This window comes from Vibrio sp. S9_S30 (assembly GCF_014694455.1).
Taxonomy (GTDB): domain Bacteria; phylum Pseudomonadota; class Gammaproteobacteria; order Enterobacterales; family Vibrionaceae; genus Vibrio.
Genome location: NZ_JAAUWT010000006.1, coordinates 196,823 through 208,834, shown reverse-complemented (window position 1 = coordinate 208,834; position 12,012 = coordinate 196,823). Strand labels below are relative to the sequence as shown.

The following is a 12,012-nucleotide window of genomic DNA, read 5'->3' as shown; positions in this document are numbered from 1 at the left end:
TGAACCTAAAGATAGCTGGATAATCACGGTTATGAAAAACGTTGGTTTAGCCTTCTTTTTTGAATAGAGACAGCCATAGTCAATCAACTTATCCGAAAGGCATTGGCTGCCATCACAGCCAATAGATTGATATTTCAGCCTAATTAGACAGATGGCTCACATGTGTTTTAGCACTTCTCAAGTGCCCCAAAAAAGCCCATTGATTCTTCCATAATACTTGAGTATTTTAGTATGGTATTATCAGCCCGCACTGAACGCAAAATAGGAAACAATGATGACACTATCAATCAAAAAGATATTCCAGAAAAAAGACTCTAAAGCTGAAGCAAAGGTAACTGAAGAACACGCGTCTACTGAAGCGTCGGCTAAAGAGAATAGTGAAGAGAGAAAGAGCAAACATGATACCCCGAGTGGTTGTTGTGGTGGGTGTTCATAACTCATAGATCCACCCCAGAGGTACGACCTCTGGGGTTTTATTCTCCATTAACCTCAACACTACCGCCAAACGATAACACCCAAGTAAACTGCCAAAACCGTACAAATGCCTTTTCTAATCGACATCAGCAGCTCGGAACACTGAGTTATGTGAGCACAATCACTAACGGGGTGAACAATGACAACGAAGAAAACGAATATCAAGACTTGTTAAGCACTTATAATTTAAAGCAAAGTATGAGCCCATCATGGCGAGAGAGAATAGGCACTAAACGCTCTTTGAATATATTAAGGTTTGCTGACATATTGGACAAGAAAACACGGTGTTTGGGTATTTGAACCCAGTTAACGTTTATAACCAAAATGTCTTACTATGAAATGTGCAATATTACTGGTGCAAGTGACTAGAATCGTATCCAATTTTAGTTGATACTACACACAATACACATAAGAAATAAGATATAGGTTCCAATAAAGATTGGTTTTTTTGTAACGGCTCTCACCAAAATTGCAGGAGATCACCTAAACTTATTCCTACACTGGGCATGGTTTTAGGGGTTCGGCAAAGTTTCAACTAAGATGTAATGGGCTTTCAAAAATACTGATTTTACGACGTGTATTTTCCTAATATTTTGCGGCAACTATTGGTTATTGATTGATGCAATACAAACCTGAAAATTCTATAAAGATCGCGATTGAACATCTAAATGTAGGGATGTTTGTAACGGGTATTGAACAAAGTGAGAGAGTAAACCTATCCAATGCTGGTCGTGTTTCTACCCAAAAGGCCATCGCTCAACTGGTAAATAGTGGTGTTCGTTTCGCATGGGTGGATGAAAAATTATCCGCTAGCAATTGTGTTTTCAAACCCATTACAGATAAAACAAGCTCCAGCGAAAAGAAAGACGTAAGTCAAAGTCCCACTCCATCTACTGCACGTGCAAAGAAAATGCCCAGCCGTGAGATGAGACAAAGCAAAGCAAAGAAACTGATCGCCGAAGCCAAAGGCTTAGCTCAAAAATTACTGACAGAGACATTTGAAGGAAATAGTTTCGAAGTCGGGGCGCTTGAAGAATGGGCCGATGATCTCATTGAAACTGTTTTGGTTGATTCCGACGCCATTAAATGTGTGTCCGCGCTTCGAAACAAGGACACATACTTGCTCGAACATTCCGTTAACGTTGCTTGCTTACTGGTGACGTTTGGGAAATATTTGGGTATGGATAGCACGATGCTTCGAGACATGGCAATTGGTGGCATCATACACGATATAGGCAAAATCAAAGTAGACGACAAAGTTCTCCACAAACCATCCCGATTAACTCCCGAAGAATTTGAACACATGAAACTTCACCAAGTCTATGCGGGTGAAATCATTGATGATGTCGAAGGGTTAAATCAAGTCAGCCGAGACGTTTGTCTCATGCACCATGAGAAGCTTGATGGTAACGGTTACCCAAATGGCTTGAAAGGTGACGAGATCCCGATTCATGGGAGAATGAGCAGTATTGTCGATATCTATGATGCGCTTACGGCACATCGTTGTTACAAAGCGGGCATGAGTTCCGCCGAAGCGTTTAAGATTTTACTGAGCTTAACGCCCTTCCACCTCGATCAGGATTTGGTGTACAAATTCATCAACTGTATTGGTGTCTACCCTGTTGGGTCGTTAGTAGAATTAAGTGATGGGCGAGTAGGCATCACTTGGACGTCGAACAACCAACAGCCACTTAAGCCTCTGATTAAGTGTTTTTATTCTCGAAAATTTAAGCGCTTTACCGATGTTACCTTTGTGGATCTTAAAAACAGCAATATCAAAATCGAAAGTGCTATCTCACCCAAAGACATAGAAATCGACCCTGCACCGTTTTACGATGTTTAACATTAAATACTGTAGGCAACACCATGGTTGCCTACTTCGTATACGATCAACTTGATTAGAACCGTGTTCATTTCCTGACAAAAGCTTACATCCCGCCGATAGTTTCTCTCCTCTTGATCTGTTAAAAAAAACTTGCCTATTTAACAGACGAAGACATTCATCATGAAACCACGATACTTGCGCCCTTTTATTCTTGCCTCTTTTTTGGGGTTATCCAACCTTTCATTAGCTGAACCTGCTCTCAAAGAATATGCCTCTACGTGTACACAGAAACGACTAGATGAGATTGGTATCAGTCATTTAGATGCCACGGTATTTCGTGTTATAGAGTCAGGTACAACAGCCGAAGTGACGGGAATAGTATGTGATGGCACACTGCAAGCCGCACAAGAAATGTTGGAGGACCATCCTAATCTGAACAAATTGGTCTTTTTAGACGTAGGTGGCTCGGTAGACAATGTGACCAATTTAAAGCTTGCCACGCTGATTCACTCTTTAAATATGCACACGCATGTTTCCGATGCGTTAAATAAAAAAAACGATGAAGGCGATGTTGTTCGAGGTGGCGTCGCTTCAGGAGGAACGGACCTGTTTTTGGCGGGTACCACTCGAACCGCAGACAAAAATGCTTATATTGGTGTTCACAGCTGGTCATCTGGCGACCGTCAAGGAAGTAAGCTTCCTAGAACTCACTATGCCCACCAACCGTACATTCAATTTTACAAACTCATCGATCTCCCAAAGCCAGAAGCCTTTTATTTCTTCACTATTGAATCTGCCGACGCAGGTGACATGCACTATATGAGTCGTAAAGAGTTACAAACATATAAAATAATGACTCAATAACGGTTCGGGATTATAGCGCGGCCTTGCCCTGTCGTATTTTTAAGGTCGAAAACATCATGATGTTCAGGGGATGTGAATCTTCTGTTATGTAGAGCGTAGGTTACTTAGGTATACTGGTTGCCAATTTTTTGAATGATGACAAACGCGCAGGTGAACAATGAAAAGCAGCTACCAATACCCTATTGGCACTCAAGGAACAGCTTGGGGAGAAGAAGAAAAAAAAGCATGGCTGGACTCAGTTTCAATAAAGCGCAGCTACAAAAGTGACGTCGTCACTAAAATTAATGCGTTACGCAATCAATTCGATGTATTCCAATATGGTGCACTCAGCTATAACCCTGAGCAATTCCCTCTGTATGCCATTAAAAGTAAAACTTGGGACAGCCACCGCAAAACCATTTTGGTCACCGGTGGTGTGCACGGCTATGAAACAAGCGGTGTTCATGGCGCACTGAAGTTCCTAGCACTACTCGGCAATGAATATGAACAGCACTTTAATATTGTGGTAGCCCCTTGCGTCAGCCCGTGGGGATACGAAACCATCAACCGTTGGAACCCAAACGCGGTGGATCCAAACCGTTCATTTTATGACAACTCCCCTGCTGAAGAATCAGCAAACCTAATGTCGATGGTGGAATCACTTGGTGTGGACATCTACGCCCATATCGACTTGCATGAAACCACCGACACTGACGAATCTGAGTTTCGTCCCGCGCTTGCCGCGCGCGATGGTTTGGAATACATCGAAGATCTCGTTCCAGACGGTTTTTATTTGGTAGGGGACACCGAAAACCCAAATGAAGCCTTCCAAACAGCCATCATCCAAGCGGTTGAAAAAGTAACCCACATTGCACCACCAGACAGCAATGGAAACATTATCGGTTCTCCCGTCGTACAGCACGGTGTGATCAATTACCCAGTCAGTAAGCTCGGGCTGTGCAGCGGCTTTACTGGTTGTGAATACGGTACGACAACAGAAGTATACCCCGACAGCCCGAAAGTCACCGACGAAGAATGTAATGACGCCCAAGTTGCAGCCATTAAAGGCGGGTTGGACTACTTACTCAATTCCTAGAGCTACCGAAAACAAAAAAGGATGGGATCCCATCCTTTTTTATTGCTCGTATTTTTTAAGAAAAACGAATGAGTTTACTCAGCCAGTAAATGGTGCCAGTTTTCATGTTTGTTCACATAATGCTTAACGTAGCTGCACTCTGGAACAATCTTAACGTTCAACTTTTCAAATTCCGGTAATACCGCTTCCATCATCACCGCGCCTTTGCCCTGACCTCTCAACGCTTCAGGTACAGAGGAATGGTCGACAAAAAACACGTCCCCTTCTTGGCGATACGTTACTTTTGCCCAGAGTTCAGGGGCGACTTCAATTCGAAATTCTTTCGCTTGAATATCGTGGATCACTGCAATATCGTCATTCACTTACGTTATCTCTTTGTTAGGTTAGATGATGTGTTAACCTTACTATAGTTCAGTAGACACCCCAAAGCGCATGTATTCTTCTCACATTATAGACACATGGCAATCAAAAGCCGTTGAAAATAAAAGAGCTTTCATCATTCCGGATGGGTGTCAGGATGTCATCGTCACGCTTGCGGATAATACGCCAGCCCAAATCAATGTCTCTCCTCTTTATACGCATACTGCACCAATCGATATAACTGCGGGAACCGCTATGATGGGGTTTCGGCTTCAACCAGGATGCAATATTTCCAACGTTGAAACGGATAAACTGATTCAATGCTGGGATTCAAAAGATCAACTTATTGATAGAATTGAATCAGCAACCACAGTTAACTCAAACATTGCTGAAGCACTTGAATGCATTCGTAAGGAAATGGGAAGTATTGAGCAAATAGCATCATTGCTTGGTGTAAATGTAAGAACACTGCAAAGAACCATCAAAAAGCACACCGATCAAACGCCGCTATTTTGGTTTCGATTAGCCAGAGTTCGTCAGTGTGCCAAAGCGATAATATTGAGCGGAAATTACTCCGACATTGCCTACGATTATCAATATTCAGACCAAGCTCATATGTGCCGTGAGATTAAAAGCTGGTTCGGTGTTACACCAACTCAGCTTTTCAATCGAGAAGACATCAAAGCGCAGCTTTTTGATGATGGGTACTAACTCTCTGCCACTGGTGAGCATATTTCAATTAAAAAACCATTTATGTCATATACATAAGACGTAGTTTGCCCCCACGGCATGTGCTCCACAGGCTGAACAAGTTCTGCGCCCGCATCCAAGGCTTGCTGTAGCGACTCCGCGACGTTATCCGTTTCAAATGCTATTTCAAAACTGGGTTGTCCTCGCTTGGGCAGTACTGCCCCTTTTCCAAGCTTACTCATCAGGTCAAGCGACGAAAATGACAAGGTCGTAGTGCCCGTATCCAACTCACCGTAGTCTCCCCCTTCATGGAGCATGGCGCGTGAAAGCCCAAAAGCGCGCTCATAAAACGCCAATGTTTTTGCCACGTTTTCTACATAGAGAATCGTATATTTTAATTTCATTTTCTTTTCCTTCAGCTTGTTTAAGAACGTTAGATTAATACCTTGTTAGCACGTTTGTATTGAAAATAAACGACACATCCCCATGTCTGTTTATAGGCAGGAGGCACATCAACGAAGGAGATCGGAAATGAAGAGCATTGGAATTGTTGGTTGCTCAGCGGAAGGCGCAGCGCTCTGCTATACAACGATTTGTAGCGAAAGCATTGCCCAATTGGGGCACTATCAACATCCAGATATAGCCATGCACACCCCTTCTCTATCCTTATATGTGGATGCTTTGAACAATGGGGCGAAGAAACACATTGCCGAACTCATGTTAACTTCCGTTGAAAAGCTCAAAGCCGCTGGTGCTGATTTTGTTATTTGCCCGGATAATACCATTCACCAAGCTTTCGATTTGGTGGAGCAATCCTCATCGCTTCCTTGGCTACATATTGCGGATGTGGTGTCTACGCACGCCAAACAACAACACTACCGTAAGGTCGGTGTTTTAGGCACGCAATGGCTAACCGAAAGCGATGTTTACCCAAGCAGTATGCGAAAAGTAGGCATAGACGTGGTATTGCCCAATGCACTGCAGCGCAAAGAGATTGGCCGTTTAATCATGGATGAACTGGTACTTGGTCATACTCCAAGCCATGTCACCGAATATTTGTTAAAGGTGATAGAAGAATTTAAATCACAGGGTTGTGAAGCCGTTGTTTTGGGTTGCACCGAGCTTCCCATTGTACTGAGCGACGAAAACTCCCCGCTCCCAACATTGGATTCCACTCGGCTTTTAGCACGGGCAGCAATTGAATACGCCGGTATCGATTAGCCAATTCTATTCGTTCGATCGGATTCTGACCTTCTTACACAGCTGAATCATAGAATTTGCCTCTTCTTGGGTTAAACCGGTTGAGCAAAAAACCTTATCTGTAATGTCGGAGCTATTTTGAGAAAGCTCTCTCCCTAAATCCGTTAGTACAATGGATTTTTGCCGTTCATTATTCGCAAGCTGCTCTCGACGAATAAGGTCTTTCTCTTCCATTCGTTTCAACAGCGGCGTCATGGTTGCCTTGCTGAGTTGTGTTGTCTTCGCTAGCTGACTAATTGAAACCTCATCTTCTTTCCACAACGCCATCAGCACCACAAATTGCGTATAGGTTAAACCATGAGGTTCCAGTAACTCCCGATACGTTGATGTCAGCTTATTGGATGTGGAATATAGAGCAAAACACAGCTGTCGATCTAATTCTGCTACTGCCACCCGATTCTCCAAGTTTTCATTCGTAGCCATCATTATACGCATGCACATTATCATAGACAAAATATTCGTAAGCTTATTATTAGTTGACAAACTGTTCGCACACTAACAATATAGTAAGCGAGCAAAATGCATACAAAAAGGAAGAAGTGATGAGTGATAAATGGTTAGCTACATTAAAAACGAGTACGCCTGAAGATGGCTACCAACTTGCCATAAAAATGTCGAGGATGGGGGTTAAGTACACGCAACCATCCGAAGAAGTGAGAGAAAAGATTCGACCCGTCTACGCTGACAATGCCGAGAACTTAATCGCCGCCTCTCAAGTTATTGCCATCAACTTTCAAACGGTTGCCGCTGCAAACAACTACTGGGCTTAATACCAACCAGAACAGCGTAAGCGGCGTTCAAAGTAGCTGGTAATAAAAAACCCCAGAGCTCGATACCGAAGTCTGGGGTTCACCTATCTTCTAAACACATTTCACTTATGTTCTAAACTCATATCAGCGTCAAAACACCGATAACAAAGATGAGTGAAAACAAAACGGTTCGGCTGATCACGCCAAAATGTGAAGGTTGGATCATTTCTTGATGCTGCATTTTTTCACCCACTTAAATATGACAAGATGATTTCAATGTAATTACACTAACGTTATTTTGCAACTCCACTCGCACCAATGAGACCCATCTAAACAGAGCACGTTCACTACAAATCCCTTATTGCTCATAGACTCACGCTAACTGATTCAACATCATTAATTTTTTGTGACAGAGACAAAGAAATACACTCTTCAGTCAACATTTCTGGTTCAATACGGAAAAAGCACATTTAAAGGCAACCTTTCGCCACATAAGAATGTAAAATTTGACAAGCGATTCATTAGTCATAACATATGGATATCCATATATGCAGTTTTATCAAGAGAAGAGTGATTGATCATGGGAATTTTCGAGAGATTTTTAAGTGTTTGGGTTGCCCTAGGAATGATTATGGGCATTGTGAGTGGGTACCTATTCCCAGAGCTTTTCTCGTCTCTCGCCGCTATGCAATACGCCCAAATCAATATGGTTATTGCCGTCCTCATTTGGTTAATGATTTATCCAATGATGATGCAAATCGATTTCACATCGGTCAAAAGTGTTCATAAAAGACCAAAAGGGTTGTTGATCACCATTGTCATCAACTGGTTAATCAAACCTTTTACTATGGCGTTGCTTGCCGTTGTTTTCATGCGCTATGTCTTCGGGAATTGGATTGTCTCGGATTTGGCAGAGCAATACATCGCAGGTATGATCTTGCTTGGCGTCGCCCCCTGCACCGCCATGGTGTTTGTATGGAGCCAACTGACCAAAGGCGATGCAAATTATACCCTTGTCCAAGTCGCGATTAACGACATCATTATGGTGGTCGCCTTTGCACCGATTGCAGCTCTGCTACTAGGAATGACCGACATAACGGTGCCTTGGGACACGCTTCTGCTTTCTGTTTCTCTCTTCGTCATTGTGCCATTGGCCGCAGGGGTAGTGACTCGAAAAGTGCTCAATAACCCAGCCAAAGTGGATAAGCTTGGCAAAGCCATTAAACCTTTATCAATTTTAGGTTTAGTTGGCACCGTTGTTTTGCTGTTTGGTTTCCAAGCGAACACCATTTTAAGTAATCCAATAGACATCCTATTCATTTCTGTTCCGCTACTCATTCAAACGTATCTTATCTTTGCTCTCGCGTATTACTGGATGAAGAAGACGCGTCAACCACACTGTGTTGCAGCGCCAGGGGCAATGATTGGCGCATCCAACTTTTTTGAGTTGGCCGTAGCGGTTGCCATCAGTTTGTTTGGCGTTCATTCGGGGGCAGCTTTAGCCACTATCGTTGGCGTATTGGTCGAAGTCCCCGTTATGCTCTCTTTGGTTGCATTTGCGAACAGAACAAAAAATGACTTTCAGCCCGTGCAAGAAAGCTAGAAGCCGTTAGCCTTAAGCACTCAAACTGTGAATACTGAAAGGAAGAATGTTGCATTCCAGAGTACCTATAAACTCTGATCCAAGATCACATTCTCAACCTACTGGCGATGTTTCAAACAGAACGTTGCCCGTAGGTTTTTATGTTTTCGCTCAATTTTCCCGTTCTTCGAACACGTATTCACTCCGAACCTCCTTCCAATCATGTTCAGGTAAACGCATAACCTACTGATATAAAGTCATTTTTGTATGGTCAGTCTCATCGACACGTTCCCGCTTCTGCTTCCCATAAATTTCGCTTTGTTCACAATTCTCATTTTTAAAACAAACCCACGTTAACAATTTATATACATTTCATTAACTCATCCGAGGTCTAACTTCTAACTTGTAGAGGAAAACGAAGTGAAAAGGATACTCACCATCGCTCTATTGCTCTCCGCTAGCGCACTAAGCTGGGCGGGTGTGGGTGCCGGAGGGGCAACCCAATCCGGTTATACACAAACTCACTACCCTATTGTCCTTGTACACGGTTTGTTTGGATTCGACAGGCTAGCGGGGGTCGATTATTTCTTCGGTGTCCCTCAAGCATTGACCCAAAGCGGTGCAACGGTTTATGTCGCACAAGTTTCTGCCACCAACAGTTCGGAAGCACGTGGTGAACAACTTCTGTCTCAGGTAGAAGCCATTCTTGCCGTAACCGGTGCAAAGAAAGTCAATTTAATTGGGCACAGCCATGGCAGCCCAACGTCTCGTTATGTCGCCTCTATCCGACCTGATATGGTGGCTTCTGTCACCAGTGTAGGCGGCGTCAACAAAGGATCAACGATTGCCGATATTGTGAGAGAAACCGTTCCATCCGGATCCATTTCGGAAACGTTGGCAGTGAACGTTGCGAAAGGGCTTTCCAGCCTGATCAGTGTGTTATCTGGCGGAACATCACTCCCACAAGATCCATTGGGTTCACTCGCATCGCTCACCACACAAGGTGCTTTGAACTTCAATCGGCACTACCCTGAAGGCGTCCCCACGACACGTTGTGGTGAAGGTTCAAAACGCGCAAGCAATGGCGTTTATTATTATTCGTGGAGCGGTACCTCAACCGTAACCAATATATTGGATCCATCTGATGCGGTTTTAGGTGCATTGGGGCTAGCGTTTAGTGAACCCAATGATGGGTTAGTCGGGCGGTGCAGCAGCCGTCTAGGTATGGTGATAAGAGACAATTACCAAATGAACCACTTGGATGAAGTGAACGGCTTGCTGGGTATTCATCATCTCTTTGAAACCGATCCTATTACTGTATATCGGCAACAAGCGAACCGGTTGAAGAATCAAGGGCTGTAATCCGATCTCTCGATAAGAAAAGTCAAAACAAACGCAGAAAGGTAGCTTATGATGCAAAAGATCGCTTTGTTCATCGCAATACTGATCGCCTCGGGGAGTCTGGCGGCGGTCTTTTTTCTTTCACAATACATTGGAGATAGCAACAATGCGGTCAACAAGAAATTTGGCTCACTACAAGGAACTGACGTTGACCAAGAATCATCACGCAAAGTGATGGATTACTTCCTAGCGACAATGGGAGAGCAACCATTAGAAACGATCAAACAGAGCAGCACGGAATTTTCGACATTAGACCCAAATATTCAAGTGAATAGCGAATCATTTGATCAGTTTATTGCTTATAAAGAAGCACTCAGTCAGCTGGATCCTCCAGAGTTTGAACAGCTAAATTACGATGCATTACTCACGATTCACCAACAGGTATTGGATGTGCAAAGCACGCTGTTTAGTGAGAACGTACAGCGAGATTACTTTGCCGACGAAAACTTGATTCGTGAAATGGCGCTAGAAAAATTGAAACTACGAAAACAAACCGCTAGTGATGACGATTTCAACCGTCAGTGGGAACAATACCTAGCCAATCAGCCCGATTATATCCAGCGAAGCGAGAAAAATGCGGTGTTAGTGCAACGCTTAACGGCACTCGATGGCTATTCCGACCAAAAAAAACACTTAGCCAGAGTGGAGCTGGTGGGTGAAGAAGCAGCCAATCGCTTAGCAAAATTAGACACCAGAAGAGCGCAGTTCAACAACAAAATGGACGAATACCTCGCCAAGCGCGATGCCATCAATAGCAAGACCCATAGTGAAACAGAAAAACAGCGGTCGATAGCCTCGCTTAGGAACCAATTTTTCTCTGAAACAGAAATTCGACGTGTGGAAGCGCTGGAAAGAATACACGACGAGAAATAGCCTTATCCAGGCGGCTGTTCTTCCAGTCCCCGACGAGCGCCTATTGAGCTCCCATTATAACCTCGCAACGAATCCTGCATCTTGAGACAGTTTGCGTATATAATCGAGCGCTCTGAATTTACCATTGAGCGCTCTGAATCCACAGCCGATCGCTCTGAGCATACAAAAAGAATCGTCAAATGAAGTCACCATGTGTCGCCGCCTGCAAGAATAACGCTGGAATTTGCAGTGGCTGTTTAAGAACAATCGATGAAATTATTGGTTGGAAAGATAAATCAGAGAAACAGCGATCGGATGTGATGGCTCAGCTGTCAGGTGAGCAAACCACACACGAATGTGCCCAATGTGGCAGCTCAACATTTTGTGAGATCAGCGCTGGCGGATCGCAATGTTGGTGTTTCGAATTAGAGAAAAGGGACACCAGTGGATTAGCAAAAACAGGCACCTGCTTATGCAGAAAATGCCTGTCTGAATTACCCATTGAATAAGCTTAAGTTCGGGTTATTTAGGGCGGTCTTCTGGATGAAGTGTGTACCACGCTTCTAGCAGCGATTGACCATAGACGACCTCGGTTTGCATGTGGTACGTCAAGACGACCAAGATGACTACGACAAATGCCACATTAAACCAAAATGTTACTCGCTGGCGCTTTTGTTCCTCATACACAGCAAATTGTAAGCCTACGAGTACAAACGGATAGCCGAACAATAACGCGAGAAACCACCCTAGATAACTCGAAATTGCCATCGGGTCCATCATAATAGCCTCCTTGTGTTTCAATGGATGCGTAAACAACATAAGAGAAAGGCACAATTTCAGCCCTTCTCTCGCTGACAATACGCAACAAGGATACTATCTT

General features: G+C 43.7%; 15 protein-coding genes. 11 read left to right on the top strand and 4 right to left on the bottom strand.

What is annotated here, in order from left to right; translation table 11 throughout:
* Window positions 1-271 precede the first annotated feature (271 nt).
* The 4 genes from HC752_RS09480 (at window position 272) to HC752_RS09465 (ending at window position 4,238) form a co-directional block, all read left to right on the top strand.
* Window positions 272-436: a CCGSCS motif protein gene (locus HC752_RS09480; RefSeq protein ID WP_190334896.1), complete on the top strand. Its 165-nt coding sequence runs from the start codon at window positions 272-274 to the stop codon at window positions 434-436.
* A gap of 657 nt (window positions 437-1,093) precedes the next feature.
* On the top strand, window positions 1,094-2,317 hold the full coding sequence (locus tag HC752_RS09475; RefSeq protein WP_190334895.1) for an HD-GYP domain-containing protein: 1,224 nt from the start codon (window positions 1,094-1,096) through the stop codon (window positions 2,315-2,317).
* A 162-nt stretch (window positions 2,318-2,479) separates the two neighbouring features.
* Complete coding sequence (locus HC752_RS09470) at window positions 2,480-3,163, top strand: alpha/beta hydrolase (RefSeq protein ID WP_190334894.1); 684 nt, start codon at window positions 2,480-2,482, stop codon at window positions 3,161-3,163.
* Window positions 3,164-3,320: 157 nt separating this feature from the next.
* The gene (locus HC752_RS09465; RefSeq protein WP_190334893.1) at window positions 3,321-4,238 is read left to right on the top strand and encodes a M14 family metallopeptidase; all 918 of its coding nucleotides are present in this window, start codon (window positions 3,321-3,323) and stop codon (window positions 4,236-4,238) included.
* 74 nt (window positions 4,239-4,312) lie between these two features.
* Here HC752_RS09465 and HC752_RS24780 read toward each other — a convergent pair whose 3' ends face one another.
* Window positions 4,313-4,600 (bottom strand): N-acetyltransferase, encoded by a 288-nt coding sequence (locus HC752_RS24780; protein WP_190334892.1) that lies wholly within the window; start codon window positions 4,598-4,600, stop codon window positions 4,313-4,315.
* A 70-nt stretch (window positions 4,601-4,670) separates the two neighbouring features.
* Here HC752_RS24780 and HC752_RS09455 point away from each other — a divergent pair, with 70 nt between their 5' ends.
* Window positions 4,671-5,309: a helix-turn-helix transcriptional regulator gene (locus HC752_RS09455; RefSeq protein ID WP_190334891.1), complete on the top strand. Its 639-nt coding sequence runs from the start codon at window positions 4,671-4,673 to the stop codon at window positions 5,307-5,309.
* Here the strand turns inward: HC752_RS09455 and HC752_RS09450 are convergent.
* Window positions 5,306-5,692: a VOC family protein gene (locus HC752_RS09450; protein WP_190334890.1), complete on the bottom strand. Its 387-nt coding sequence runs from the start codon at window positions 5,690-5,692 to the stop codon at window positions 5,306-5,308. The genes HC752_RS09455 and HC752_RS09450 overlap by 4 nt on opposite strands.
* Window positions 5,693-5,819: 127 nt before the next feature.
* Between HC752_RS09450 and HC752_RS09445 the strand changes: the two genes are divergently transcribed.
* Window positions 5,820-6,509: an aspartate/glutamate racemase family protein gene (locus HC752_RS09445; RefSeq protein WP_190334889.1), complete on the top strand. Its 690-nt coding sequence runs from the start codon at window positions 5,820-5,822 to the stop codon at window positions 6,507-6,509.
* Window positions 6,510-6,515: 6 nt separating this feature from the next.
* On the opposite strand, the gene HC752_RS09440 is transcribed toward HC752_RS09445, so the two are convergent.
* Window positions 6,516-6,941 carry a MarR family transcriptional regulator gene (locus HC752_RS09440; RefSeq protein WP_190334888.1) on the bottom strand — a complete coding sequence of 142 codons (426 nt, stop codon included), beginning with the start codon at window positions 6,939-6,941 and terminating at the stop codon, window positions 6,516-6,518.
* A gap of 149 nt (window positions 6,942-7,090) precedes the next feature.
* Here HC752_RS09440 and HC752_RS09435 point away from each other — a divergent pair, with 149 nt between their 5' ends.
* From HC752_RS09435 to HC752_RS09415, 5 genes are all read left to right on the top strand, one after another.
* Window positions 7,091-7,318 (top strand): hexameric tyrosine-coordinated heme protein, encoded by a 228-nt coding sequence (locus HC752_RS09435; RefSeq protein ID WP_104399491.1) that lies wholly within the window; start codon window positions 7,091-7,093, stop codon window positions 7,316-7,318.
* Window positions 7,319-7,877: 559 nt separating this feature from the next.
* Entirely contained in the window at window positions 7,878-8,900 is a 1,023-nt protein-coding gene (arsB, locus tag HC752_RS09430; protein ID WP_190334887.1) for an ACR3 family arsenite efflux transporter, read from the top strand.
* Between the two features lie 426 nt (window positions 8,901-9,326).
* Window positions 9,327-10,241, top strand: coding sequence for a lipase family alpha/beta hydrolase (locus HC752_RS09425; protein ID WP_194717330.1), 915 nt, complete (start codon window positions 9,327-9,329; stop codon window positions 10,239-10,241).
* A gap of 48 nt (window positions 10,242-10,289) precedes the next feature.
* A complete protein-coding gene (locus tag HC752_RS09420; protein ID WP_190334885.1) occupies window positions 10,290-11,153 on the top strand; it encodes a lipase secretion chaperone in 864 nt (287 codons plus the stop codon).
* Between the two features lie 179 nt (window positions 11,154-11,332).
* Window positions 11,333-11,641 (top strand): DUF1289 domain-containing protein, encoded by a 309-nt coding sequence (locus tag HC752_RS09415; RefSeq protein WP_190334884.1) that lies wholly within the window; start codon window positions 11,333-11,335, stop codon window positions 11,639-11,641.
* 13 nt (window positions 11,642-11,654) lie between these two features.
* Here the strand turns inward: HC752_RS09415 and HC752_RS09410 are convergent, their stop codons facing one another.
* Window positions 11,655-11,912 (bottom strand): hypothetical protein, encoded by a 258-nt coding sequence (locus tag HC752_RS09410; RefSeq protein WP_238930473.1) that lies wholly within the window; start codon window positions 11,910-11,912, stop codon window positions 11,655-11,657.
* Between the last annotated feature and the right edge of the window lie 100 nt (window positions 11,913-12,012).

Bases quoted from the DNA above. Each gene is read 5' to 3' on its own strand.
- HC752_RS09435 (WP_104399491.1), top strand. From the start codon at position 7,091: ATGAGTGATAAATGGTTAGCTACATTAAAAACGAGTACGCCTGAAGAT.
- HC752_RS09470 (WP_190334894.1), top strand. From the start codon at position 2,480: ATGAAACCACGATACTTGCGCCCTTTTATTCTTGCCTCTTTTTTGGGG.
- HC752_RS09455 (WP_190334891.1), top strand. From the start codon at position 4,671: ATGTATTCTTCTCACATTATAGACACATGGCAATCAAAAGCCGTTGAA.
- HC752_RS09410 (WP_238930473.1), bottom strand. From the start codon at position 11,912: ATGATGGACCCGATGGCAATTTCGAGTTATCTAGGGTGGTTTCTCGCG.
- HC752_RS09420 (WP_190334885.1), top strand. From the start codon at position 10,290: ATGATGCAAAAGATCGCTTTGTTCATCGCAATACTGATCGCCTCGGGG.
- HC752_RS09480 (WP_190334896.1), top strand. From the start codon at position 272: ATGATGACACTATCAATCAAAAAGATATTCCAGAAAAAAGACTCTAAA.
- HC752_RS09415 (WP_190334884.1), top strand. From the start codon at position 11,333: ATGAAGTCACCATGTGTCGCCGCCTGCAAGAATAACGCTGGAATTTGC.
- HC752_RS09465 (WP_190334893.1), top strand. From the start codon at position 3,321: ATGAAAAGCAGCTACCAATACCCTATTGGCACTCAAGGAACAGCTTGG.
- HC752_RS09475 (WP_190334895.1), top strand. From the start codon at position 1,094: ATGCAATACAAACCTGAAAATTCTATAAAGATCGCGATTGAACATCTA.
- HC752_RS09450 (WP_190334890.1), bottom strand. From the start codon at position 5,692: ATGAAATTAAAATATACGATTCTCTATGTAGAAAACGTGGCAAAAACA.
- HC752_RS09445 (WP_190334889.1), top strand. From the start codon at position 5,820: ATGAAGAGCATTGGAATTGTTGGTTGCTCAGCGGAAGGCGCAGCGCTC.
- arsB (WP_190334887.1), top strand. From the start codon at position 7,878: ATGGGAATTTTCGAGAGATTTTTAAGTGTTTGGGTTGCCCTAGGAATG.